The organism is Pseudomonas sp. G5001 (assembly GCF_013385475.1).
In the GTDB taxonomy this organism is placed as follows: domain Bacteria; phylum Pseudomonadota; class Gammaproteobacteria; order Pseudomonadales; family Pseudomonadaceae; genus Aquipseudomonas.
Genome location: NZ_JACAPZ010000026.1, coordinates 209,999 through 235,296, shown reverse-complemented (window position 1 = coordinate 235,296; position 25,298 = coordinate 209,999). Strand labels below are relative to the sequence as shown.

At 60.8% G+C, this 25,298-nt stretch carries 22 protein-coding genes and 1 pseudogene; 8 read left to right on the top strand and 15 right to left on the bottom strand.

The features are described from left to right. Positions 1–6 precede the first annotated feature (6 nt). The gene (locus HX805_RS21310) at positions 7–1,812 is read left to right on the top strand and encodes a Gldg family protein (RefSeq protein WP_177080488.1); all 1,806 of its coding nucleotides are present in this window, start codon (positions 7–9) and stop codon (positions 1,810–1,812) included. A gap of 4 nt (positions 1,813–1,816) precedes the next feature. Here HX805_RS21310 and HX805_RS21305 read toward each other — a convergent pair whose 3' ends face one another. The 3 genes from HX805_RS21305 to HX805_RS21295 all read right to left on the bottom strand — a co-directional run bounded on the left by HX805_RS21305 (position 1,817) and on the right by HX805_RS21295 (position 4,343). Continuing rightward, positions 1,817–2,125, bottom strand: a complete 309-nt coding sequence (locus tag HX805_RS21305) for a hypothetical protein (protein WP_003218736.1) — start codon at positions 2,123–2,125, stop codon at positions 1,817–1,819. 257 nt (positions 2,126–2,382) lie between these two features. Further along, positions 2,383–2,817: a DoxX family protein gene (locus HX805_RS21300; RefSeq protein ID WP_177080487.1), complete on the bottom strand. Its 435-nt coding sequence runs from the start codon at positions 2,815–2,817 to the stop codon at positions 2,383–2,385. Between the two features lie 104 nt (positions 2,818–2,921). Further along, positions 2,922–4,343 carry a transglycosylase SLT domain-containing protein gene (locus tag HX805_RS21295; RefSeq protein WP_177080486.1) on the bottom strand — a complete coding sequence of 474 codons (1,422 nt, stop codon included), beginning with the start codon at positions 4,341–4,343 and terminating at the stop codon, positions 2,922–2,924. A gap of 238 nt (positions 4,344–4,581) precedes the next feature. On the opposite strand from HX805_RS21295, the gene HX805_RS21290 reads away from it, so the two are divergent. From HX805_RS21290 to HX805_RS21280, 3 genes and pseudogenes are all read left to right on the top strand, one after another. Next, on the top strand, positions 4,582–5,388 hold the full coding sequence (locus tag HX805_RS21290) for a TatD family hydrolase (protein WP_003218739.1): 807 nt from the start codon (positions 4,582–4,584) through the stop codon (positions 5,386–5,388). Between the two features lie 96 nt (positions 5,389–5,484). Next, a complete protein-coding gene (locus tag HX805_RS21285) occupies positions 5,485–6,966 on the top strand; it encodes a methyl-accepting chemotaxis protein (RefSeq protein WP_177068723.1) in 1,482 nt (493 codons plus the stop codon). 108 nt (positions 6,967–7,074) lie between these two features. Beyond that, positions 7,075–7,332: pseudogene (locus HX805_RS21280) on the top strand (terminase); the annotation flags it as partial. 19 nt (positions 7,333–7,351) lie between these two features. On the opposite strand, the gene HX805_RS21275 reads toward HX805_RS21280, so the two are convergent. The 3 genes from HX805_RS21275 to HX805_RS21265 form a co-directional block, all read right to left on the bottom strand. Next, entirely contained in the window at positions 7,352–8,149 is a 798-nt protein-coding gene (locus HX805_RS21275) for an acyl-CoA thioesterase II (protein ID WP_177068722.1), read from the bottom strand. A gap of 101 nt (positions 8,150–8,250) precedes the next feature. Beyond that, on the bottom strand, positions 8,251–9,015 hold the full coding sequence (locus HX805_RS21270; RefSeq protein ID WP_134325986.1) for a CHAD domain-containing protein: 765 nt from the start codon (positions 9,013–9,015) through the stop codon (positions 8,251–8,253). Positions 9,016–9,095: 80 nt separating this feature from the next. Continuing rightward, positions 9,096–9,374: a hypothetical protein gene (locus tag HX805_RS21265; RefSeq protein WP_003218744.1), complete on the bottom strand. Its 279-nt coding sequence runs from the start codon at positions 9,372–9,374 to the stop codon at positions 9,096–9,098. Between the two features lie 217 nt (positions 9,375–9,591). On the opposite strand from HX805_RS21265, the gene HX805_RS21260 reads away from it, so the two are divergent. After that, entirely contained in the window at positions 9,592–10,629 is a 1,038-nt protein-coding gene (locus tag HX805_RS21260) for a patatin-like phospholipase family protein (protein ID WP_087693690.1), read from the top strand. Positions 10,630–10,757: 128 nt separating this feature from the next. On the opposite strand, the gene HX805_RS21255 is transcribed toward HX805_RS21260, so the two are convergent. The 6 genes from HX805_RS21255 to kdpF all read right to left on the bottom strand — a co-directional run bounded on the left by HX805_RS21255 (position 10,758) and on the right by kdpF (position 18,762). Further along, positions 10,758–11,453: a response regulator gene (locus HX805_RS21255; RefSeq protein ID WP_003218747.1), complete on the bottom strand. Its 696-nt coding sequence runs from the start codon at positions 11,451–11,453 to the stop codon at positions 10,758–10,760. A gap of 37 nt (positions 11,454–11,490) precedes the next feature. Further along, positions 11,491–14,142 carry a sensor histidine kinase KdpD gene (locus HX805_RS21250; RefSeq protein WP_177080485.1) on the bottom strand — a complete coding sequence of 884 codons (2,652 nt, stop codon included), beginning with the start codon at positions 14,140–14,142 and terminating at the stop codon, positions 11,491–11,493. 143 nt (positions 14,143–14,285) lie between these two features. After that, positions 14,286–14,831 carry a potassium-transporting ATPase subunit KdpC gene (gene kdpC, locus HX805_RS21245; RefSeq protein WP_008437728.1) on the bottom strand — a complete coding sequence of 182 codons (546 nt, stop codon included), beginning with the start codon at positions 14,829–14,831 and terminating at the stop codon, positions 14,286–14,288. Positions 14,832–14,898: 67 nt separating this feature from the next. Then, on the bottom strand, positions 14,899–16,956 hold the full coding sequence (kdpB, locus tag HX805_RS21240; protein ID WP_003218752.1) for a potassium-transporting ATPase subunit KdpB: 2,058 nt from the start codon (positions 16,954–16,956) through the stop codon (positions 14,899–14,901). 12 nt (positions 16,957–16,968) lie between these two features. Continuing rightward, the gene (gene kdpA, locus HX805_RS21235) at positions 16,969–18,663 is read right to left on the bottom strand and encodes a potassium-transporting ATPase subunit KdpA (RefSeq protein ID WP_003218753.1); all 1,695 of its coding nucleotides are present in this window, start codon (positions 18,661–18,663) and stop codon (positions 16,969–16,971) included. A gap of 9 nt (positions 18,664–18,672) precedes the next feature. Next, on the bottom strand, positions 18,673–18,762 hold the full coding sequence (kdpF, locus tag HX805_RS21230; RefSeq protein ID WP_003218754.1) for a K(+)-transporting ATPase subunit F: 90 nt from the start codon (positions 18,760–18,762) through the stop codon (positions 18,673–18,675). 343 nt (positions 18,763–19,105) lie between these two features. Between kdpF and eat the strand changes: the two genes are divergently transcribed. From eat to HX805_RS21215, 3 genes are all read left to right on the top strand, one after another. Next, a complete protein-coding gene (gene eat / locus HX805_RS21225) occupies positions 19,106–20,470 on the top strand; it encodes an ethanolamine permease (protein WP_003218757.1) in 1,365 nt (454 codons plus the stop codon). A 109-nt stretch (positions 20,471–20,579) separates the two neighbouring features. Then, positions 20,580–20,747 (top strand): DUF2897 family protein, encoded by a 168-nt coding sequence (locus tag HX805_RS21220; RefSeq protein ID WP_008437727.1) that lies wholly within the window; start codon positions 20,580–20,582, stop codon positions 20,745–20,747. 99 nt (positions 20,748–20,846) lie between these two features. After that, positions 20,847–21,425 (top strand): TetR/AcrR family transcriptional regulator, encoded by a 579-nt coding sequence (locus HX805_RS21215; RefSeq protein WP_177022862.1) that lies wholly within the window; start codon positions 20,847–20,849, stop codon positions 21,423–21,425. A 28-nt stretch (positions 21,426–21,453) separates the two neighbouring features. Here HX805_RS21215 and HX805_RS21210 read toward each other — a convergent pair whose 3' ends face one another. The 3 genes from HX805_RS21210 to HX805_RS21200 all read right to left on the bottom strand — a co-directional run bounded on the left by HX805_RS21210 (position 21,454) and on the right by HX805_RS21200 (position 25,235). Next, a complete protein-coding gene (locus tag HX805_RS21210; protein ID WP_008437725.1) occupies positions 21,454–21,786 on the bottom strand; it encodes a ComEA family DNA-binding protein in 333 nt (110 codons plus the stop codon). 111 nt (positions 21,787–21,897) lie between these two features. Then, positions 21,898–23,892, bottom strand: coding sequence for a nucleoside-diphosphate sugar epimerase/dehydratase (locus tag HX805_RS21205; protein WP_008437723.1), 1,995 nt, complete (start codon positions 23,890–23,892; stop codon positions 21,898–21,900). Positions 23,893–24,056: 164 nt separating this feature from the next. Beyond that, the gene (locus HX805_RS21200) at positions 24,057–25,235 is read right to left on the bottom strand and encodes a DegT/DnrJ/EryC1/StrS aminotransferase family protein (protein ID WP_008437721.1); all 1,179 of its coding nucleotides are present in this window, start codon (positions 25,233–25,235) and stop codon (positions 24,057–24,059) included. Positions 25,236–25,298 lie beyond the last annotated feature (63 nt).

The window sequence follows — 25,298 nt, the reverse complement described above, 5'->3', positions numbered from 1 at the left end:
ATCACGATGAAAACGCGACTAAGTGCCAGCCTCACAATTATCACGCTCCTGTTACTGTTTCTCGCTTTTAACCTGGTCTGGGCACTGAAACTTCCAAATCCACGGCTGGATTTTTCGGAACAGAACATCCATACACTTTCCGATCCTGTACAGACTATGCTCGGTTCACTGGAAAGACCGGTGGATCTGTACTTCTTCAATTCAAGCAACCGTGCACACAAAGCCAACGCCGTTGAAAGCTACGCTAAACGGGTAGAGCTGTTGCTCAAGGAATATGAAAAAGCGGCAAAGGGCAAAATCAACCTGCACCTCATCGACCCCACCCCTTTTTCTGAAGATGAATACAAAGCCAGGTTACTGGGACTTGACGAACAACACGGATTCTTCGGCCTGGTGGGTACCAGCGCGGGCCATGCGCCCCATAGCATCCCGTCATTCAGCCCGGACCGGGAGTCACTGCTGGAGTATGAAATCAGCCATTTGATTCATAAGGTGATCCACCCCGAGCAACCCATTGTGGGCGTGATCTCCCGGCTGCCAATAAACGGTGAGCGAGATGAACGCAACGGCGTTAATACGCCTCCCTGGCAGGTGTTGCAGGAGATCCGTCGCCAGTTCAACGTGGTGAGCCTGGAGCCGGGTATCGCGCAAATTCCTGAACACGTCAAAACCCTGATGGTGATTCATCCCGGCAACCTGCCTGACCAAACCCTCTACGCAATAGACCAGTTTGTATTGGGCGCAGGCAAGTTGATGATGTTTATCGACCCGCTTGTCGGGCTGGACACCAGCGTCACGGCCCCGGAAAACCCCAGGCTGGAGGCATTGCTGTCCGCCTGGGGCATCCAGATGCCCGCGAACAAGGTGATTGCCGATCGCGACTATGCCACTTCGGTGATCCTTACCACAGGCCAGCCGCCTGTGCGCCATCCCGCGGCACTGACCTTGCCCCGCCAGGCGATGGCACAGGATGACATCAGCGCCTGGAAACTTCACAACGTCAACGTCCTGAGCAGCGGCGCCCTGGCCCCTGCCAAGAGAAGCCGCATGACCTTCACCCCGTTGCTGCAAAGCTCCGCGCACGCCGCGCTGTTTGAGGCAGAGCGCTTCGCCCTGCCAGCGCAGCTCAATTCACTGATCAATGAAACAGCCACTCGCGCTCAACAACAGGTGATCGCCGCCCGCGTCGAAGGGCCCGCCTATTCCGCCTTTCCTGACGGCATCAGTGGGCGTAATACCGGCTTGCAAAAGGCTGCGAACATCCATGTGGTCGTGGTCGCCGACACTGACCTGCTCAGCGATCGTGTGTCTGGAATGCTCCAGAAGCATCGCGCGGCGGGTAGCCCGTTGTCAGATAACGCGATGTTTGTATTGAACACCCTGGACAACCTGGCGGCGCCCGATGCACTGATGAACATTCGCCCCCGTGCAGGCGGTGCTCGATCACTGCAGGTGCTGCAGGCAATGCGCGAAGACGCGGCACTGGCCTACGGTGAGAAGTCCGCCGAACTGGCGCAACGCCTGGAACAAACGGAAAAGGAATGGCAACTGCTCAACCCCCCGACAATTTCCCCGGGCCCTCAGGCTGCAACCTCCAACACACTGCTGCAAGCGCTCAACAAGGAGCGGTTGCGAATCCCCATGGAAATTCACGCGCTGAAGGTCCAGTCATACGCCGAGGTTCACGCCCTGGAACGCAAAGTGAAGCTGCTCAATATCGTGCCTGTACCGCTGATACTGTGCCTGATTGCGGGGGGTATTTTCCTGTTGCGTCGCCGTCGCCGGCACCTGCCTTCAGCAGCGTTCTACTGAGGGCTCAACGCCGGGCGATCAGCCCTTGCCGGGCAATGCGGGTCAGTTGGCGTATCACTTCGCCCGCGTCGCTGGCACTGGGCGCCTGAATGACGGCCAGGTCGAAGCTGTTGGACGCAAAGCGCGCAAGGGAGTCGCCGTCTTCGACAAACTGGATCAGAAAGGCCGAAGGCCGCCCCGTGCGGCGCGGCCAGCCATCCAGATAGCGCAGCAACGTCGGCTGATGCTTGCCGCCCAAGAGGATTTTAGGATTGCGTTGGGTCAGGTCCGCGGTGATCGGGGCCAGGCGTATGAGGGGGCGTAGTGCATTCATTGTGTCGTGTCTCTGCCTCAAAAGTCTGCGGGCAGGTGAGAGGCAACACCGAACCAGCGCTTTAGCGGAATTTCGAAGCTGGCCCATGGCTCTGGCTTCTGTCGGGACTGTGATCAGTCACCCGTGGCGCCCCGCAATTAGCTGTTTAAATCGGCGCATGGGCAACATCCTAGAGAAGCCTGTAGGGCGGTGTCAAGAATCCCGAGCAACGAAAAGGCCCGCACTGGGCGGGCCTTTTAAGGGGGGGGGTCGCGGTATCAGTGAGTGATGGCGCGGTCTGCGGACAATTTGCCCGCACCTTCCAACAACACGGCCAGCGTACCGCCCAGCAGCGCCAGGGCGAACTCGTAGCCGTTGTTGGCCATGAACAAACCGTTATGGATATGCACCGAGAAAATCGCCACCAGGGAAACGATCGACAGGCCGAGTGCCGCCGGCCGTGCCAGCAAGCCAATGATCAGCGCCAGCCCGGCGAAGAACTCGGTACCACCGGACAGCACCGCCATCAGGGTACCTGGGGCCAGGCCGATACTTTCCATCCACTGGGCAGTGCCCGCCAGGCCGCCGCCGCCAAACCAGCCAAAGAGTTTTTGCGAACCGTGGGCGGCGAAGATGATCCCGACAAAAATCCGCAGGACAGTCAGGCCGTAGCCGGCGCGGGTGGAGAGGACGCGGGTGATCAATGGGCTCATGCTGATAATCCTTTTCAAGGTAGGGGTTGGGTTGGCCGCTATATTAATCAGTTTAAACAATGATAAAAGCCGATAAAGCGGCTCATAATTATCGAATTAATAGATCATTTACGTGAGGCAACCCGTGGCGCTGCCGGCTCCAACGACTCCCGCTCACGATCAAACGCCAGGTAATACTTGTTCACGCTATTAACATAGCTGACGCCGCTCATTCCCACCTGCTCCATGGCAATGCGCTCGACCTGGAAAAACCATTGGTTTGGGTTTAGCCCCCGCCGCCGCGCCTCGGCACGCATTCCCTGGACCCGCTCGGGCCCCATGTTGTAGGCCGCCAGCACAAACGCCATGCGCTCGCGCTCGTTGAGCTTGGGGCTTGAGAAGAACTTGCGCCGGATCATCGCCAGGTACCGCGCGCCCGCCTGCACATTGTTGTCCAGGCTTTCGATGTTGTTCACCCCGACCCGCTGCGCCGCCGATGGCGTGATCTGCATCAGCCCGGTGGGGCCGCCGCTGCTGCGAGCGCCAGGGTCCAGGGCAGACTCCTTGAACGCCAGCGCGGCCAGGTTCAGCCAGTCCATGCCCTGCTCGCGGGCATGCTTTTGCAGCACCGGGCGCAGTTTTTCCAGGCGCTGGCGGTCGACGCGAGCCAGTGGATAACGTACCTGGTAGAGGCGGCGGTAGATGCGCTGGAACGCCACATCCTGATCGGACGGCGTGCGGTAGGTCTTGAGGAAGCGATCAATACTGGCCCGCAGCATCGAGGCATCCTGGCGCACAAACCAATACTCTTCGCCCGGCTCGCTGATGGCCACTTGCCGGTCGAAACGCAGCTTGGGCAGGATCTTCGCCCAGCGTTCGGCAATCGGCCGCTCGACAATGGTCAGGTGGAAAATCCCGGCCTGTACCATCTCCAGCACGTCCTCTACCGCGAGGCTCGGATCCACCCATTCCACCTTCACCGGCGGCAATTTGTGCAGCGCCAGCTTCTGGTTGACCTGGCTGATCGCATCCGACGCGGCACTGCCCGTGGTCAAGGCCAGCGTGCGCCCGGACAGTTGCTCCAGCCGGGTGAACCGCCGCTCGCCCTTCAGCCCCACCAGCCATAACGGCACGTCGCTGGCGATCGGGTCGCTGGTGGCAATCTTGTGGGCGGCCTTCACATCCAGCAATTCGCCGGGTGCCACCAGGTCGCCCTCGCCACGGGCCAATGCGCCAATCAACTGATCCTTGGCCTTGGGAATAATCTTGAGGTTGATTTCCTCGCCGTCACGGGCGTGACCGTTGAGGTATTGCTCGAAAGCGCGCAGGCGATGGTATTCAACACCGATGGCCTGGCCCTGGACTTCGCCGGAACTGTTGCGGCTCTGGTTGACCAATACCCGCAAGGTGCGGCTGCTGCGGATTTCCGCAAGGTCGCGGACCTTGCCGGGCCGGGTCACTTCCAGCGGCCCGTCCAGACGCGCAACCGCCGCCATGGGCAGCAGTAACGTCAGGCACAACACAAGCAACGCCGAGGGTCGGATCATCCGCTCTCCGGAAGAAAGAATACTGCCCATTGCTTCGCGAAAAACGAGGCGTTGGGGGACAGAAACAGAGCGCCATGAGCGCAGGCTTTGGGCGCAAGGGTGGCACGGCAGATGGCGACAAACCAAACACGGTGTTACTTGCGACTTTCAAAGACAGCTTTAACTCGTTGTAGTTCTTGGCTTTTCTTATAAATCTACAGCTCTGATATGCTTTCCGACCGCAGGCGGAGGTAGCACCATGCAACTCATTGATATCGGCGTCAACCTGACCAACCCAAGTTTCGACGAAAAGCACCAGGCCGTTCTCGACCGTGCCTACGCCGCCGGGGTGAGCCAATTGGTGCTCACCGGTACCAGTGTCGACGGCAGCGAACAGGCCCTGGAGCTGTGCCAGCAACTGGACGAAAGTGGCCAACGCCTGTTCGCCACCGCCGGCATTCACCCCCACTCTGCCAGTGACTGGAACGCCGAAAGCGCCAGGCGCCTGCGCGGCCTGCTCAAGGAAAGTCGCGTGCGTGCGGTGGGTGAATGCGGGCTGGATTTCAACCGGGATTTCTCACCGCGCCCCCAGCAGGAAAAAGTCCTCGAAGAACACCTGGCCCTGGCCGTGGAGTTGAAGCTCCCGGTATTCCTCCACGAACGTGACGCCAACCAGCGCTTGCTGGAAATCCTGCGGGACTACCGCGATCACCTGTCGGCCGCCGTGGTGCACTGCTTCACCGGCGAGCAGCGGGCGCTGTTCAGCTACCTCGACCTGGACCTGCATATCGGTATCACCGGCTGGATCTGTGACGAGCGCCGTGGGACGCACCTGCATCCGCTGGTCAGGGAAATCCCCCGGGGCCGCCTGATGCTGGAAAGCGACGCGCCCTACCTGCTGCCTCGCACCCTGCGGCCCAAGCCGAAAAACGGTCGCAACGAACCCGCCTATTTACCGGAAGTCCTACGGGAGGTCGCGTTGCACCGCGAAGAAACCGTGGAAGACCTGGCGCAACACAGCACCGCCTGTGCCCGCGCCTTTTTTGGATTGCCTGTGCCGGATTGACGCGGCGCATTGACCCATATCAAAACCCGGCATCCCGATAGCGGCAAAATAATGGCACCTTGCCAATGCTGTTTCCGCTATCAGAGAAAACCTTCCATGGGTGCCTGGCTTAGCAACATCTCGCTGAAGTACAAATTCTGGGCCGTGAACGCGGTCGCCTTCATCACTACCCTGCTGCTGGTGTTGTACGCCGTGCAGCTCGAACAACAGGCCCGCAGCCAGGCCGCGCAAGCGTCGGCGCAAGCCCAGGGGCGCTTGCTCGGTGCCTGGCCCGCCGGCCAGCCACTGCCCAAGGGCGAGCACTGGCTGACGTTTGCCAGGGGCAAAGTCCCACAACTGGGCGACGAAGATCTGTCAGCCCTGGCCAACGCCAGTGGCTGGGTGGATTTCAATCACATGCCACTGTTCGGCGAAAACCCGCTGATGGGCGCCGAAGTAATCAGCCGTGCCGACGGTCAACAGGTCGCCGTGCTGGCCTACGGGCCCAGCTTGAGCCAAGTGTTCGAAGAACGCTTCGCCAACTACGCCGTAGCGGTGATGATTCTGATGCTGGCCATGCTCGGCGCCTCACAGCTACTGATCCGCTTTCTCCTCAGCCAGCTCAACACCTTGAAAGACGTGATGCTGCACGTCGAGAAAACCGGCGACCTCTCGGCCCGCGTCCCTCTGGCCTGCAAGGATGAAGTCGGGCAGATGGCCAGCGCCTTCAACGCGATGCAGGCGGGTTATCAACGGGTGGTCAACACGGTTGCGCGCACCGCCAGGCAACTGGACGACGGCGCCGCACGCCTGGCCAGCAGCATGAACGAGGTGCAGCACGGCATGCTCGGCCAGCAAAGCGAAACCGACCAGGCCGCCACGGCGATCAACGAGATGACCGCCACCGTCTACCACATCGCCCAGCACGCCGGCGCCACCCGCGACCTGTCCCAGACGGCCGACACTCTCGCCGGCAGCGGCCAGGAAGTGGTCAGCCGGGTACAGCGCTCGATTGCCGGGCTGTCCACCGGCGTGCAGCAGACCGCCGAAATGATCCAGAAGCTGGCCGAGGACAGCCAGAAAATCAATGGCGTGGTCGGGGTGATTCACAGCATCGCCGAACAGACCAACCTGCTGGCCCTCAACGCCGCCATCGAAGCCGCCCGCGCCGGCGAAATGGGCCGGGGTTTTGCCGTGGTCGCCGACGAAGTGCGCAACCTGGCCAAGCGGGTGCAAAGCTCTACCGATGAAATCACCCGCATGGTGTCCGCCCTGCAAGCCGGCACCCGGGACGCGGTGGATTTCATGCAGGAAAGCTCGTTCAAGGCCGACGACTGTGTGCAACAGGCTCAAGAAGCCGGGATTGCCCTCGCCGAGATCACCGGCGCGGTGGCGCAGATGCGCGAGAGCAACACGCAGATTGCCGTGGCTGCCGAGCAGCAAAGCCATGTGGCCGAGGAAATGAATCGGGCGGTGGTGAGCATTCGGGACGTCACCGAAAACACCGTGCAGCAGACGGTAGACTCGGCGACCACCAGCAATGAGCTGGCGACCCTGGCCGGGGAACTGAGCAAGGCCATCGGCCAGTTGCGGCTTTAACCCCTGAAGGGGTGGCTATGGCCCCCATAGCCATCCTTGATTCGCGGCCCCACCCTGCCCGACCTAAACTCTGCTCAAGATGTTTCAACGGACAGAGGAATCACGATCATGGGCAAACGTCATCCAAATATTCCCGCCTGGCAATGGCGCACCCACCCGCAAAATCACCAGCACGGGACCAATCAAGTGTTGCAGCTGATTGCGCTGCCACTCCTGGTCATCGGTTTTCTGTTGATGGCATCGGGCGTGTTCAGCGAGAACCTGGCGAGTGCCGCCATCGGTATCGTCGGCATTCTGGCAGCCCTCGCATTGCAGCATCACGGTCGTCGCCTGGAGGCACGCGGCAGCGACGCCTCCAGCGATCAACACTTGCTGGTCTGAGGACTCAGGCGAACACCACCACCGACTGGCGGCTGATAGCGATCAACTGGCCGTCGGGGCTCCACAACTGCGCAGCCGCATGGCCATAGCCATCGCGGGCGTGCTCGATGTGGACCAGGTATTGGCACCAGTCCAGGGTGCTCAGGTTTTGCAGCGGTTGGACAAACTCGATGGTCCAGGTCAGGGTGCTGCCGGCCGCCGGTTGTTTCAGGTGCGGCAACACCGACGGTGGCCACGCATCCACCAGCGCGAGGATGTGCGCTTCGGTCAGCGGCTCTTCTTTTACATCGCCACGCAAGCGCACCCAGCCGCCCATCTCCCGAGATGTATTGCCGGTGAAAGGCAGGCCACCGACGCTCCAGCGCATCGCCAGGTGGCGCATGAACTCCGGCGTCACGCCTTTGATGTAGGGCAACTCCTGGCATTCATCCCAATGCTTGAAGGTGGGCGCCGGTTCGGCGGCGACGTCAATCTGCGAAGGCCGTGATGCGCCAAAACTGGCCTGCACCAGGGTCATCGTTTCACCGCTCTGCACAACACGTCCCAGCACTTGGCTGACGGCCTTGCCTTCGCGCAGCACTTCGACCTCGTAGCGGGCCGGCACATCCGGCGCCACCGGCCCCACAAAGGTGATCGCCAGTGAGCGCAACGGGCGATCCGCCGGGACTTTCGCCCGCAAGGCCTCGTACTCCAACGCCACAACCAGCCCGCCAAAGCTGGCGCGGCCCTGGGCCCATTCGGCCGGGATCGAAACGTCCAACGGGTGGCTGCGGGCAGCGTCGAGCAAATCACTAAAGCGCATGGCGGTCTCAACTTGAAAAAGGAGTTGAGGGATCTTAACCAGCCGGCCTACACCATGCAGCGCCTATTCCGGCCAAAATCCCGGACAGATAGGTCGCAGGGTCAAGCGAAGCAGTCGGCGTTCAACTTATCCAAAACCCGATCCGCCTGCCCTTCCGCCTCGGCCATGGTGCGGTGCCAACCAGGCACGCACGGCTGCAAATCGGGCTCGTGCCCGGCTTGCGCCAGCCATTGCCAGCAATCGTGCCAATCACCCAGGGCGCCCTGGGCCGCCTTGAGACGCGATATGGCTTTGGGCGGTAGCTTGTTCAGCTCGGGATAAGCCTCGGCCGCATAACGCACGCGCTTGATCAACAGGCGCAGGCGATGACGGTCGTGGTTGGGGTCGTGCAGCGCTTCGCCGAGCTTCTTCCATTGCTTGGCCAGGCGTTTTTCAATGCGCGTGCGCAGGCCCTTGAGCAACTTCTGCCGTTGGGAAGCGCGGATAAAGCGGGGGAATGCTTCGAGGATCAACAGCAGTTGCGCCAGCTCAGGCCCTTGTGCAACCGAGCGGTAGGTGGCCGGCTGCTGCCGGATACGCCGCTCGGCCGCCTCATGATGGCCGTGTTGGTGGAGGTACGCCGCCAGCACTTCGCGGTCGCGAAATGGCGTGGTCAGTTGGCCGACGGCACTGGCGGCCGCCTCGAGTTGCTCGACACCGGGCAACCCGCGCAATGGCCGCAACAGGCTGCGCAAGCGCCGCACCGTGGTGCGCAGATCATGCAGGGCCTCGTCGTCCGTGACGGCGGCGAGGCGCGCCTGGCAGCTCAGTAACCCAACTTCCAGGCCGATGACCTGAGCGACTAGCTGATCGACCAAGGCTGACATCCTTTCCTCCTCAATGATTAAACCTTCGGGCTTGAGGCCGCCGACGCAACCTCGTTGCACTCGACAACTGCTACGCGGGGTTAGCGCCCTGCGCGCGACTCACGAATATAGAAGCGGGCTTTCTCGGCCTTGGTCGAGCAGCCTTCGAAGGCTTCGAACTGCTGCTGGGTCTTGGCGCCAGTCAACAACGACAGAGCCTTGGAGTAACTCACGGTGCCGGCGAAACCTTCGGCCTTGGCCAGGTCCAGCTCGTGCCACGCAGCGTCCAGTTGCGTGCCGCAGCTGTCGCGATAAGCGGTTTTCCCGGCACAACCGGCCAGGGCCAACACGATCACAGGCACACACATCCAGGCTTTCATCAAATGACACCTCAAGAAAAGAAAAAACAGTCACAGGTGTAGACGTTGCCTACACCGAAAAGTGCCTTATCCGACTGCCTGAATCCGCAGTCCCGATTGCCAGAGCATACCCGAGCGTGGTGGCCCGCTCGCGAAAATAATCGGTTGTGACAGTGATGATTGAAGCGCGCCCCTCGATGGGTGCATTGTGGTCACCTGTTTTGCGAAGGATCAGGTCATGAAGAAACGTGTTGCATTGGTGCTGGGCTCCGGCGGCGCCCGGGGCTACGCCCATATCGGCGTGATCGAGGAAATCGAAAAACGCGGCTACGACATCGCCTGCATTGCCGGTTGCTCCATGGGCGCCGTGGTGGGCGGGATCTATGCCGCGGGCAAGCTGGAAGAGTACCGAAACTGGATCGAAAGCCTCGACTACCTGGACGTACTGCGCCTGGTAGACGTGAGCTTTCGCCTCGGGGCGATCCGTGGCGAGAAGGTGTTCGGGCAGATCCGCAAGATCGTCGGCGAGATCAATATCGAAGACCTGCGCATTCCCTACACCGCCGTGGCCACGGACCTGACCAACCAGCAGGAAATCTGGTTCCAGGAAGGCTGCCTGCACCAGGCCATGCGGGCCTCGGCGGCGATTCCCAGCCTGTTCACCCCGGTAATGCAGGGCAATCGCATGCTGGTGGACGGCGGCTTGCTGAACCCTCTGCCGATCGTGCCGGTGGTGTCGAGCCACTGCGACCTGATCATTGCGGTCAACCTCAACTCCACCAACCAGAAGCACTACAAGCTTCCGGTGATCCAGCGTCCGCCGGCGTTCAGGAGCCGCTTCGACAACCTGGTGCGTTCACTGGGTTCGCACTTGCCGTTTCGGCGCAAGCAGGCCGAGCAGTTATTGATGCTGGAACAGGAAGCGCTGCTGGCCCAGGCTGCCGATATCAACCCGTGGCTGGACTCTGCCGAACCCGAAGCGCAACAACCGGCGGCGGCACCGGAAAAGGCCGGGGCGCCAAAGTCGGCGACCGGCTCGTTCATCATCGATAACGTGGGGCCTGCATCGCTGCTGGATTTGATCAACCAGAGCTTCGAGGTAATGCAGACGTCATTGGCACAGTACAAGATCGCCGGGTATCCGCCGGATATTCTGATCAACGTGCCGAAGCGCGTGTGCCGGTTTTTCGAGTTTTACAAAGCGCCGGAGTTGATCGCGCTGGGGCGGGAGATCGCGAGCGATACGCTGGATCGTTACGAGAGCGAGCAACACTGAGGTTTGATAAGCAGGGCTTGTGTGGCGAGGGAGCTTGCTCCCGCTGGAGTGCGAAGCGCTCCCAGGATTCTGGGGCTGCTGCGCAGCCCAGCGGGAGCAAGCTCCCTCGCCACAGGTGAGCTAACGCTTCAGGCTTCGGTGTTCAATAGCCGATACCCAACACCGGCCTCAGTCACGATAAACCGTGGCTGGGTCGGATCATCCGCCAGTTTCTGGCGCAGATGCCCCACCACAATCCGCAGGTAATGGCTGTCTTCGGTATGGGTCGGCCCCCAGATATCCTTGAGCAGTTGCTGCTGGGTGATCACCCGCCCGGGATGCCGCGCCAGTTGCGCCAGCACCGCGTATTCCTTGCGGGTCAGCGCCACTTCGACACCGTCCAGCAGCACCCGCCGATAAGCCAGGTCTACCGTCAGCGGGCCAAAGCGCAACGCCGCTTCCTGGGCCTCCCCCGCCGGCGCCTGGCGCAACAACGCCCGCACCCGTGCAAGAAACTCCTGGATGCCAAATGGCTTGGTCACATAGTCATTCGCGCCGTTGTCCAGCGCCTCGACTTTTTGCACTTCACTGGCTCGCACCGACAACACCAGTACCGGTACCGTGGACCACTCACGAAACTCGCGCAGCACCTGCTGGCCGTCCATGTCCGGCAGGCCGAGGTCAAGCACCAGCAGGTCCGGTTTACTCAAGGCGGCCTGCGCCAGGCCTTCGTTGCCGGTGCCGGCCTCGATCACTTTGTAGCCCTGGGAGGCCAGGCTGATACGCAAGAACTTGCGGATCTGCGGTTCGTCGTCAATGACCAAAATCGTCGCAGTCTGGCTCATGGTGTCCAATCAAAATCCGTGAAGAAAAGAGGGTAGCTCAAGGTTCGCTTTCCAGGCCAGGCTGGGCCTGCAATGGCAGGAATAAAGTGATGCAGGTGCCACGGCCCTCAATGCCGTCGGCCACGCTGATATGCCCGCCGTGGGCGCCGACCATGCCCTGGCAGATCGCCAGGCCGAGCCCGGTGCCCTGCCCGCCGCGATCCCCCCTGGCGGCGGTGTAGAACATATCGAAAATTTTCGCCCGCTCCTCCTCGGGAATCCCCGGTCCCTCATCGGCAACAGCAAAAAACAACTGGTTATCCTGCACGCCCGCGCTGAGTTTCAGCCGGCCTTGTGCCGGCGAGAAGCGTGCGGCATTTTCCAGTACGTTGACCAGTGCCTGCTCGATCAACGCGGCATGCACGTAGAGCAGCGGCAGCTCGGGCGGCACGTCGGTGATCACCTGCAGCGGCGCCAATACCGCACGCAAGCGGCCCAGGGAGCTGCCGACGATATCGCCGGGTGACACCCAGTCCCGCGCCAGCTTCAGGGCGCCGTGGCCCAGGCGAGTCATGTCCAGCAGGTTCTGGATGTAGCGATCCAGGCGCTCAGCCTCATCGCGAGTGCCTTCCAGCAGCTCCCGGCGATCTTCCAGGGGAATCGCCTCGCCGAGGGCCAGCAGGCTGTCGATGCTGCCACGCATGGAGGTCAGCGGTGTGCGCAAATCGTGAGACACCGAAGCCAGCAAGGCGCTGCGCAATTGCTCGGTTTCGCCGTGCAGGCGCGCGGCTTCCAGCTCCTGGCCGAGTTGTGCACGGGCCAGTGCCTGGGCCAAGGGCTGGCTCAAGGCCGTGAGCAGGCGACGGCGCTGGCCGCTCAGTTCAAGCCCGGCCTTCGGGCTGACCCCCAGCAGACCCAACGGGCCTTCTTCGCTGGACAACGGCCACCACCACCAGCGCCCGAACGGCAAGGTGCCGGTGCCCATGCCGGCCGGCTGATCGTGCTGCCAGGCCCAGTCGGCGGCGGCGCGTTCGGCTTCGGTAAAGGTGATCGGGCCACCGGTCTCGACCTTCCAGTCGCCCTGCCCGTCGCGGTTGAGCAGGCACAATTGCAGGTCGCTCCAGCCTTCCAGATGATGCGCGGCGGCACTGATCACTGCCTGGCGATCGGTGGCGGCGGTGAGTTTGCGGGACAGGTCGAGCAGCTCGGTGGTTTCTTCCTGGGTATCGCGCAACGCCTGCAACTGCCGGCGCTGGCGTGCAGCGAGATTACCGGTGAGCGCCGCCATCAGCAGGAAGAACAACAGCGTCAGCACGTCTTCTTCACGCTGGATCGCGAAGGAGAAATTCGGCGGGATGAACAGGAAGTCGTAGCTCAGGAATGACAGCGCCGCACACGCCAGCGCCGGCCCCAGGCTACTGCGCACCGCCACCAGCAATACGGCGGCGAGGAACACCAGCGAGATATTCGGCAACGGCAAGGCACTGGCGACACCCCATGCGACTGCGGCCGCGATCACGGTCGCCACCACCGCCAGGGCATAGTCAAACCACACCAGCCCACGCACATCCGGCAGGCGTGGCGGAGCCGGCACTTCGTCACTGTCGAGGACGTTGATTTCCAGGCCCCGGGCATTGCGCAACAAACGCGACGCCAGGCCACCACCAAACACGGTGCGATGCCAGCGCGGCCGGGACTGCCCCACCAGAATCAAGCTGGCGCGACGCTCGGCGGCGTGCTGGATCAGGGTCTTGGCCACCTCCCCCGCTCGCAGCAACACCACTTCACCGCCAAGACGCTCGGCCAGTTGCTGGGCGTTTTGCAGGCGCAGGCGCGATTGTTCATCCCGCACCCGGCCGTTATCCACATGCACCAGGCTCCACGGCAAATGCCGACGCTGGGCTACGCGGCTGGCATGACGCACCAGGCGTTCGGCCTGGGCATCTCCATCCACGCCCACCAGCAAGCGGCCACGCACAGCCGGTGCGGCCTGACCCAATTGGCGATAACCCTGGGCCAGGTCATCGTCGACATGGGCCGCGGCGGTTTGCATCGCCAGCTCGCGCAGGGCCATGAGGTTGGTCTGGGTGAAGAAGGCATCGATGGCAGCACGGGCCTGTTCCGGCACGTAGACCTTGCCGTCCCGCAGGCGCTCCAGCAGTTCCCGGGATGGCAGGTCGATCAGCAGCAGTTCATCGGCTTCCTGCAAGACCCAGTCGGGCAAGGTCTCGCGCACTTGCACGCCGGTAATGCCGCGCACCTGGTCGTTGAGGCTTTCCAGGTGCTGGACGTTGACCGTGGTGAAGACGTTGATGCCCGCCGAGAGCAATTCCTGGATGTCTTGCCAGCGTTTTTCGTGGCGGCTGCCGGGGGCGTTGCTGTGGGCCAGTTCGTCCACCAGCACCAGTTTGGGCTTGGCGGCGAGCAGGCCGTCGAGGTCCATTTCCTCCAGCATCACGCCGCGGTATTCGGAACGCAGCAGCGGCTGTTGTGGCAAGCCGCTGAGCAAGGCCTCGGTCTCGGCGCGACCGTGGGTTTCCACCACGCCGGCAATCAGCCGCACACCCTGGCGCAGCTGGGTGTGGGCAGCCTGGAGCATGGCGTAGGTCTTGCCCACGCCCGGGGCGGCGCCGAGGAAGACTTTGAGCCGGCCACGGCCGTCCCGGGGTAGATCGGCTAACAGGGCATCGGCGCGGCCGGAGTCGCTCATGCGGGCGGTCTTCCTTCAGGTGTTGATGTGGGTTTCTTGAGTCCGCCTTCGCGAGCAAGCCCGCTCCCACATTTGACCGCATTCCAAAGGTGAAACTCAGTCGAATGTGGGAGCGGGCTTGCTCGCGAAAGCGGCGCCACGGCTTACAGTTTTTCCAGGGCCATATTCAGTGCCAGCACGTTCACCACCGGCGGCCCTACCAGCGGGCTTTCGATGTGCTCATCCATCAAGCGCTGCAGGGTCGCCACCGGCAGATTACGCGCGGCAGCCACACGGGCCAGTTGATAGGCAATCGCCTGCGGTGGCAAGTGTGGATCAAGACCGCTGCCGGAGGTAGTCAGCAATGCCATCGGCACCGGTCCCTGGTCTGGCACCAGCAGTTTCTTGGCATCGTCAAATACACGAGTGGCCAGTGCGGGGTTGCTTGGGCCGAGGTTGCTGGCGCTGCTGGAAACCGTAGCAAACGCACCGGCAGATGGCCGTGGGTGGAACCAGCCGTCACCGGTGAAATCCTGGGCAATCAGGCTCGAACCGCGAACCTTGCCGCTGGCATCGTGCACCAGGCTGCCGTTGGCCTGGTCAGGGAACGCGACTTGCGCCACGCCGGTAACAACCAGGGGATAGGCCACGCCGGTGATCAGGCTCATCAACACCAGCAGGCTCAGGGCCGGGCGGATAATGTTGGACATTTCAAATTCCTCAATTCGGTCATTGCAACCTGCAGGCACCGGTTTGCCGGTACCTGCGGGCATCGAGTCAAACCAGGTGCAGCGCGGTCAACAGCATGTCGATCGCCTTGATGCCCACGAACGGCACCACGATCCCGCCCAGGCCGTAGATCAGCAGGTTGCGACGCAGCAACGCCGCCGCACTCGCCGCCTGTACACGTACACCGCGCAGCGCCAGGGGGATCAGCACCACGATGATCAGCGCGTTGAACACGATCGCCGAGAGGATCGCGCTCTGCGGGCTTTGCAGGTGCATCACGTTGAGCACACCCAGTTGCGGGTAGATCGAGGCGAATAGCGCTGGCAGGATCGCGAAGTACTTGGCCACGTCGTTGGCGATGGAAAAGGTGGTCAGCGCACCACGGGTCACCAGCAATTCCTTGCCGATCTGCACCACGTCCAGCAGCTTGGTCGGGTCGCTGTCGAGGTCGACCATGTTGGCCGCTTCACGGGCGGCTTGCGTGCCGTCGTTCATTGCCATGCCGACGTCAGCCTGGGCCAGCGCCGGGGCGTCGTTGGCGCCGTCGCCGCACATCGCAACCAGGCGACCATCGTTCTGTTCGTGACGAATGCGCGCGAGTTTTTTCTCTGGGGTGGCTTCGGCGAGCACGTCATCCACACCGGCTTCAGCGGCAATCGCGGCGGCGGTCAGCGGGTTGTCGCCGGTCACCATCACGGTGCGGATCCCCAGCTTGCGCAGCTCGGCAAAACGTTCGCGGATGCCGGGCTTGACCACGTCCTTGAGGTGAATCGCGCCGAGCAACTTGCCGTCGGCACACACCAGCAATGGCGTGCCGCCGCTCTGGGCGATCTTGTCGATTTCCCGCGACAGCGCCGGTTGCAGGTCGCGGCGTTGCAGGCCAATGAACGCCAGCAGCGAATCCACGGCGCCCTTACGGAACACACGGCCCTGGTAGTCGACGCCGGACAGGCGGGTTTCCGCGCTGAACGGTACCGAGGTCAGCTCATCCGTCGACGGCTCGGCTTGTGGGTGCTGGCCGCGCAGGTATTCGACGATGGACTTACCTTCGGCCGTGTCGTCCGCCAGGGATGCCAGCAGCGCGCCCTCGGCCAGTTCCTTGCCGCTGACACCCGGCGCGGCGATCACGTTGGTGCAACGACGGTTACCGAAAGTGATGGTGCCGGTCTTGTCCAGCAACAGCACGTGCACGTCCCCCGCCGCCTCCACCGCGCGACCGGATTTGGCGATCACGTTGAGGCGCACCAGGCGGTCCATGCCGGCAATACCGATGGCCGACAACAGGCCGCCGATGGTGGTCGGGATCAGCGTGACCAGCAGCGCCACCAGGAACACCAGCGGCAGGTTGCCATTGGCGAAGTGGGCGAACGGCTGCAGGGTCACCACCACCAGCAGGAAGATCAGCGTCAGTCCGATCAGCAGGATGTCCAGCGCGATTTCGTTGGGGGTTTTCTGGCGCTTGGCGCCTTCCACCAGGGCGATCATGCGGTCCAGGGTCGACTCGCCCGGGTTGGCGGTGATGCGAATCATCAACCAGTCCGAGACCAGGCGGGTGTTGCCGGTGACGGCCGAGCGGTCGCCGCCGGATTCACGGATGACCGGGGCCGATTCACCGGTGATGGCCGCTTCGTTGACCGCGGCAATCCCTTCGATGACTTCGCCGTCACCCGGGATCATTTCCCCGGCGACCACGCGTACCACATCACCTTTGCGCAGGCTGGTGGCCGGCACGACCTTGAAGCTGCCGTCGGCTTCCTTGCGGCGGGCGCTGAGGCCCTCGCTGCCGGCCTTGAGGCTGTCGGCGCGGGCCTTGCCGCGGCCTTCAGCCAAGGCTTCGGCGAAGTTGGCAAACAGCACGGTGAACCACAGCCACACGGCGATTTGCACGGAGACGTAGGTCGGTACGGCCACCTCCGGCACAAAGCACAGGATGGTGGTGAGGATCGCGGTCAGTTCGACCACCAGCATCACCGGCGAGCGTTGCAGCTGGCGCGGGTCCAGCTTGACGAACGCCTGGACCAGCGCCGGGCGCCACAGGGCCGACATTGCGGTTTTGGCCGGCTCCTGGGTTTTCACCGGAGCCGCGTTTTTTGCAGGCATATTCATTTTCATATCCCCTTAGAAGCCCATGCTCAGATGTTCAGCGATAGGCCCAAGTGCCAGCGTCGGCAGGAAGGTCAGGCCGCCCACCAGCAAAATGGTCACGGTCAACAGGGTCACGAACAGCGGGCCGTGGGTCGGGAAGCTGTTCTGGCCAATCGGTGCGGTCTTCTTCATCGCCAGGCTGCCGGCCAGGGCCAGTACAGGGAGGATGTAGCCGAAGCGACCGAGCAACATCGACAGGCTCAACATCAGGTTGTGGAACGCGGTGTTGGCACTGAAGCCGCCGAACGCCGAACCGTTGTTGGCACTGGCCGAGGTGTAGGCGTACAGCAACTGGCTGAAACCGTGGGGGCCAGGGTTACTGATGGCACCGGCCGGGCCAGGCAGGCTGGCGGCGATGGCACCGAGTACCAGGGTGCCGACCGGCATCACCAGCAAGGTCACGACCAGCAACTGCACTTCCTTGGCCTGGAGTTTCTTGCCGAGGTATTCCGGTGTACGGCCAATCATCAAACCGGCGAGGAACACCGCAATCAACACGTTGAGCAACATGCCGTACATGCCGGCGCCGACGCCGCCGAAGATCACTTCGCCGACCATCATGTTGACCAGCGACACCATCCCGCTCAGGGGGTTGAGGCTGTCTTGCATACCGTTGACCGAACCGTTGGACGCGGCGGTGGTCGCCACCGACCACAACACGGTGCCAGTGGTGCCGAAGCGCGCTTCTTTACCTTCCTGCGGTGCCGCCTGCTCAACCGCCGGGTTGTTCAGCGCCGGGTTGGGTTGGTACTCGGCCCACATCGCGGTAGCACCGCCGATGATGAACAGGGCCAGCATGCAACCGAGGATCGCCCGGCTCTGACGCAGGTCTTTCACGTAGTGGCCAAAGGTGAACACCAGCGCCACCGGAATCAGGATGATCGCGCCCAGCTCAAACAGGTTGGCCCAGGCAGTCGGGTCTTCGAACGGATGCGCCGAGTTGACGCCGAAGAAGCCACCACCGTTGGTGCCCAGTTGCTTGATCGCAATCTGGCTGGCAGCCGGGCCCAGTGGGATGACCTGGTCAACGCCCTGCATGGTGACCGCGTTCACATAGTGAGCGAAGGTTTGTGGCACGCCCTGCCAGACCAGGAACAACGCGAACACCAGGCACAACGGCAACAGGCCGTAGAGCGTGGCGCGAGTCATGTCGACCCAGAAGTTGCCCAAAGTCTTGGTGGATTTGCGACCGATCCCACGGCACAACGCGACCAGTACGGCGAGGCCGGTGGCGGCACTGACGAAGTTCTGCACGGTGAGGCCGACCATCTGACTGAGGTAGCTCAGGGACGCTTCACCGCTGTAGTTCTGCCAGTTGGTGTTGGTCATGAAACTGATGGCGGTGTTGAACGCCAGGGTCCATTCCTGACCCGGCAATTTCTGCGGGTTCAGCGGCAGGTATTCCTGGAACAGCAGGATCGCGAACAGCAGCACGAAACCGGCAAGGTTGAACGCCAGCAACGCCAGCGCGTATTTCTGCCAGCTCTGTTCCTGGTCTGCATCGACACCCGAAAGGCGATAGCACACGCGCTCGACCGGGCCGAACACCGGCGTGAGCCAGGTTCGCTGCCCTTCCATTACCTTGTAGTAGAACCGCCCCAGGGCCGGTGCCGGAATCAGCACCAAGGCAAAGAAGGCGATGATCAGCCAATAGTCATAACTGTGCATAGCCTGCTCCTAGTTCCGATCCGCGCGTAACAGCGCAACCAGCAGATAAATGAACAGCGCCACAGCCAACAGCAGTGACACCCCGTCCAGAACGCTCATGGAAGTTTCTCCGTCGTGCGGCGACTGCCGCGTGTAGGAGGATTGTCCGCAGGAGTGGCGTAAAGGAACGAGAGCGACGGTATGGGTGGGGCGTAAAGACGGCGTAAAGAGTGGGTTTATGCGGGGTTTACGGGGGTATGCACTTCAAATGTGGGAGCCGGGCTTGCCCGCGATAGCGTCAGACCAGACACCAACGCCCTCATCTGGTGCAGCGCTTGAAATGATTCAAACGCCAAACCGTTCCCTCGGCGACAGTTCGGCGCCTTTACGACACGGCTTTGGTTAATGGCATGTCCGCTGCAATGCCCTGAAACATTCCAAACCGTTCAGGGAGAGCTACACGATGAACACACAACTCAAACCCACCTTGGGCACTCTGCATTTGTGGGGCATCGCAGTCGGGCTGGTGATTTCCGGAGAGTATTTCGGCTGGAGCTATGGCTGGGGCGTGGCGGGAACATTGGGCTTCCTGGTGACCTCGTTGATGGTCGCCGCCATGTACACCTGCTTTATATTCAGTTTCACCGAGCTGACCACCGCGATTCCTCATGCTGGCGGCCCTTTTGCCTACAGCCGCCGGGCGTTCGGCGAGAAAGGTGGTTTGATTGCCGGGCTGGCGACGCTGATCGAGTTCGTCTTCGCCCCACCCGCGATCGCCCTGGCCATCGGCGCATACCTGAACGTGCAGTTTCCGGCCCTCGATCCGAAACATGCGGCCGTCGGCGCCTACATTGTGTTCATGGGCCTGAACATCCTCGGGGTGAAGCTCGCCGCCACCTTTGAATTGGTGGTCTGCGTGCTTGCCGTGGCCGAGTTGCTGGTGTTCATGGGCGTGGTCGCTCCCGCCTTCAGCTTCAGCAACTTCGCCCTCAACGGCTGGGCCGGCTCCGACACCTTCGGCGCACCGGCGATCGCCGGAATGTTTGCGGCCATACCCTTTGCCATCTGGTTCTTCCTCGCCATCGAAGGCGCCGCCATGGCCGCCGAAGAAGCGAAAGATCCCAAGCGCACCATTCCAAAGGCCTACATCAGCGGCATCCTCACCTTGGTAATCCTGGCGATGGGCGTGATGTTCTTTGCCGGCGGCGTCGGCGACTGGCGCACCCTGTCGAACATCAACGACCCGCTACCTCAAGCGATGAAAACCGTAGTCGGCGACAGCTCGGGCTGGCTGCACATGCTCGTGTGGATCGGCCTGTTCGGCCTGGTGGCCAGCTTCCACGGGATCATCCTCGGTTACTCCCGCCAATTCTTCGCCCTGGCGCGCGCGGGCTACCTGCCCTCCTTCCTCGCCAAACTGTCGCGCTTCCAGACGCCGCACCGGGCAATCATCGCCGGCGGCATCGTCGGCATCGCCGCCATCTACAGCGACGGGCTGATCAACCTGGGCGGCATGACCCTGACCGCCGCGATGATCACCATGGCGGTGTTCGGTGCCATCGTCATGTACATCATGAGCATGCTCAGCCTGTTCAAACTGCGCAAGACCGAACCGCTGCTGGAGCGGACCTTCCGCGCCCCGGGCTATCCAATCGTGCCGGGGATCGCGCTGGTACTGGCCGTGGTGTGCCTGGTGGCGATGGCGTGGTTCAACGCGCTGATCGGCCTGATCTTCCTGGGCTTCATGGTGGTGGGTTTTGTGTACTTCCAACTGACCGCGCAAGACCGCGCCGATGCACCGGCGGACGCTATGTTGACCGGGCTGTAAGGCTACCGGGGCAGAACGGGCCTACAATGAACTACTAAGAAAGCCCGTAACTCAAAGCAGCTATTACCGTGGGGAAATCCCCACGGTTTGCTGCCTCAAGGAGAGCCCTATGCCGTGGTATGCCTGGTTGATTTTAGTGGTCGCGATCGGTTCGATCGTCGGTGGTTTGTTGATGCTGCGAGACAGCGCCAACAAGGTTGAATTGACTGATGAACAACGTAAGCGCGTGGCAGAACGCAATGCCCAGGCGGACGCCAAGGATGCGCAGGATCGTTGAGGCTGAAGCGGCTCCCCGTTGAGCCGCACAATTTTGTAAACACCCGCGTATGCCCCGCCAAGCTTGGTTAATATGGCCTGATGTTTCGGAGGCCTTCCCATGCGCTATTCACAAGACCACAAAGCTCAAACCCACCAGCGCATCATCAAGGAGGCCTCGGTACGCTTTCGCCGCGACGGCATTGGCGCGACCGGTTTGCAGCCATTGATGAAAGCGTTGAACCTGACGCATGGCGGGTTTTATGCGCACTTCAGGTCAAAGGACGAGTTGGTGGAAAAGGCGTTGCAAGAGGCCGCAGCTCAACTGGATGAACATTGCAAAAAGCTGTTCAGCCAACAGCGACCGTTGGACGCGTTCATTGATAGCTACCTGTCGCAATGGCATCAGACATCACCTCATGAGGGGTGCCCGCTGCCCACGATGTCTTCCGAGCTGGGGTTGCGCGGGCAGAACAGCAGGACGACGGATGAGGTGCTTAACGCCCGGCTCAAGCAGGTCGAAGCGGCCCTTGATAGCCCGAATGCCCGCGAACAGGGCCTTGTGCTGATGTCGACGCTGGTGGGAGCGTTGGTGTTGGCAAGAAGTGTGGAGAGCGCCGAATTGGCCACGCGGATTCTTGATGTGGTGCGGGGGAGCTTGAAAGCGGGGTTCTGCGGCCAGAAGAAAGCCGGTCAATGACCGGCCTCCTCGCCTGCTTTTCAGATGTTCAATTGACCTCAAGCCTGTCGCGGTTCTTCTCCAGCAATGCCTTGCCGATACCTTTTACTTCCAGCAACTCATCTATCGCAGTGAAGGGCCCGTTGGTTTCGCGGTAAGCGACGATGGCCTTGGCTTTGGCTGCGCCAATGCCGAAGAGGTCCCGGCGCAGGGTTTCGGCGTCTGCGGAGTTGAGGCTGACCTTGGTGGTGTGGTCGACCTTGGTCATTTGTGTGGAAATGGAGGTTGGCGTTTCGGGTTTGGTGGAAGGTGCGGCAGTAGTGGCTAGGGAGAGGCTGGCAAGAAAGGCAAAGACAAAGGATGAGAAATAAGCTTTACGCATAGGTGACACTCCATGACATCGATAAGGGAAAAGCAGCTTTTCCGAAGCTGCTTTTCAAACTTAGGCGATGTTTGGGGAGAGTCAAAAATGGGTGAGTTACAGGGTGTGAGCTCAGGGCTCAAGACGACGCTGCTGGTAGATCCAGTCGACGATTTCACCGTCCGGGGAATAGCCGCTGACCGTTTCGCGCAGCAACTGACGCACACGCGTGTAGTCATCCTGTTCCACGGCGCTGAGCAGCTCCGTTAATCGGCCCTTCAACACCTCCCAGGGCAAGTAGTCTTCATTGGCACTCATAATCATCGGGTGCGGCGTCGTGACTACGTTGTCGCCGATCAACAGTTCCTCATAAAGTTTTTCGCCGGGACGCAGCCCCGTAAACTCAATGGAGATGTCACCTTGAAGATTTTTATCAGAGCGAATACTCAAGCCGGAAAGGTGCACCATCTTCTCGGCCAGCTCGACGATTTTCACCGGCTCGCCCATATCCAGAACAAATACGTCACCGCCCAGCCCCATGGAGCCCGCCTGGATAACCAATTGAGCGGCTTCAGGGATGCTCATGAAATACCGGGTAATCTTGGGGTGCGTAACCGTCAGCGGGCCACCGGATTTGATTTGCTTGTGGAACAACGGGATCACTGATCCTGATGAGCCCAGCACATTGCCGAACCGCACCATGGTAAAGCGGGTCTTGTTCACACGGGAAACATTCGAAGTCTCACCGAAAAGCACCGGAGCAATTTCACTGCTGAGCGCCTGCAGTGTCATTTCTGCGAGACGCTTGGTGCTTCCCATTACATTGGTGGGACGCACTGCCTTATCAGTAGAAATCAGCACGAAGTTCGCCACATTGGCGCGTAAAGAGGCTTGCGCGGCGCTCAGCGTGCCCATCACATTATTCAGCACGCCTTCAGCAATATTATGCTCGACCATCGGTACATGCTTGTAAGCCGCCGCATGGTAGACCGTGTTCACGCGCCAGGTTTTCATGACGTCAAAGAGCTTTTCCTGATTGCGCACAGAACCCAGGATTGGCAATAACTTAACTGAAAGCGACTCACGCACGATTCGCTGCTCAAGCTCTTGCAGGATGCTGTAGAGATTGAACTCGCTATGCTCATACAACAGCAGTGTCGTGGGTTGCAGCGTGAGAATCTGCCGGCAAAGCTCAGACCCGATTGAACCGCCCGCCCCGGTTATAAGAACCGACTGCTCCTTGATGCAATGTTCAAGCAGCTCGTCCTGAGGAGGGACAGAGTCACGGCCCAACAAGTCAGCAATATCAACTTCCTGGATATCATCGACTTTCACTCGCCCGCTGGCCAAATCCATAAAACCGGGCACGCTTTGCACATGGAGTGCGAACCCCTCCAGGAAGGTCAATATCTCCCGGCGGCGCCCACGATTGGCAGACGGAATGGCGAGAAGAATCTGCTGGGCACCGGTGACGTCAACCATCTGCTGGATATGCTTTGGCTTATAGACATGCAAGCCTGAAATCACACGATCGGCAATGCTGCTGTCATCATCAATAAAGGCGACAGGACGCAACAGCCTCCCCATGCGCAATGCAGCAACCAATTGATTACCGGCTGCCCCCGCACCATAGATGGCCACCTTCGGCAGTCCATCATCTCGATTGGTAAAAGGAACATGTTGCGCAGCCGCGAACCAGTCTCCCAGGAAATACTGGCGCATCGCGAGGCGTAGCCCCCCGATCATGACCATGCTCAACCACCAGTAATTGAAGATGACCGAGCGTGGAACAAACAACTGATGGTTGCCGCTCCAGTAAACCACCAGCGCGAGAATCAACGATGACAGGCTGACGGCCTTGATAATTGCGATCAGCGCATCGTTTCCAAAATAGCGCATGACTGCACGGTACATACCAAACCGTACAAACAGCGGAATAGCGATGACCGTGGCGCTCAGGAATAGCCATAGGTATTCAGTGAAAGGATTGATCAGCTCATCAATCCCCAAACGAACGACAAAGGCCATCCAAAGGGCAAACCAGACAAGAAAAACGTCGGTCACTACCTGGAAGGCACGTTTCTGCCGCCGCGTTAAACCCAGTAATAAGGTTCTCAACTTATCCATAACGCCTTGAAACACCTCTGTTACTCCTAAAGTACATCCGCCACCACCATGGATGATTCCAAGGGACCTCATACCATGATGATGGAAAACTCCATTTGACTGGCCCGCAGCTCAAATCCTTCTGCGTTGCAAACAAAGACGGGCATTCCTGACTGTCTAACTGATTACTCTTCGGTAGCCAACTGCATAACGGCCTTGAGCACCGAGCATGTCTTGTCGATCTCATGCTGCGTCAACGTCGGGTGCACGAGAAACATTACACTTGTTTCGCCGAGCTCCCGTGCTACCGGCAACCGGCTCGCCGGACGCCAGCCAGTATTGTCAAACGCCTTCTCCAGATAGACCTCGGAGCAGGAACCGGAAAATACCGGAACGTCTCGTGCCGAAATCTCCGCCAGAATACGATCACGATCCCATCCGGCCTTGAGAGCCTGAGGCTCGACAAACACGTAGCACTTATACGCCGCGTGAACACTGCCCTCAGGCATGATTGGCACACGCAAGCCTTTGAGTTGGCTGGCGCACTCCCATATCTGCCCGGCATTCGCCAGCCGGCTGGCCTGCCAGTCGGTCATGCGCTTGAGCTGAATCCGACCGATGACGGCCTGAACCTCGAGCATTCTCCAGTTCGTACCGAAGCTTTCATGCAACCAGCGAAAACCAGGAGGATGGTTACGTTCGTAGACAGCTTCCCAGCTTTTGCCATGATCCTTGAACGACCACATGTCCGACCACAACTTACGATCGTTGGTTGTGACCATTCCGCCCTCGCCACCTGTGGTCATGATCTTGTCCTGACAAAAGGACCAGGCAGAGATATGGCCAATTGACCCCACCGGGCGCCCCTTGTAACGGGCGCCATGGGCCTGGGCACAATCTTCGATCACTTTAAGGTCGAATTCCTCGGCCAGGGCCATGATCGGATCCATATCGCAAGGCCAGCCAGCCAAATGCACACAGATTACGGCCCGGGTGCGAGGAGTCAGTACAGCGCGGATAGTCTGCGCGTTGAAGTTTTGCGAATCGCGATCCACATCGGCAAAAACCGGAACAGCCCCGGCATTCACAATGCTCGAGACGGAAGCAAGAAACGTGCGTGAGGTGACAATCACTTCATCGCCAGCACCGATACCCAACGCCTTCAAGGCAAGGTCCAGGGCAACCGTTCCGTTAGCCAGGCCGATGGCGTATTCGGTGCCCGCCCATGCAGCGAACTCCTTCTCAAACTCACGCCCCTGTGTACCAGTCCAGTAGTTGACCTTATTGGACAGAATCACATCACGTACGGCGTCAGCTTCCTCTTCAGTAAAAGAAGGCCAAGGAGAAAATGGTGAATTCAACACAACCAGTACCCGTCAGTTTTCATTCGAAAATATGAAAGACTCGTCAATACGAGCCCCGTTGCA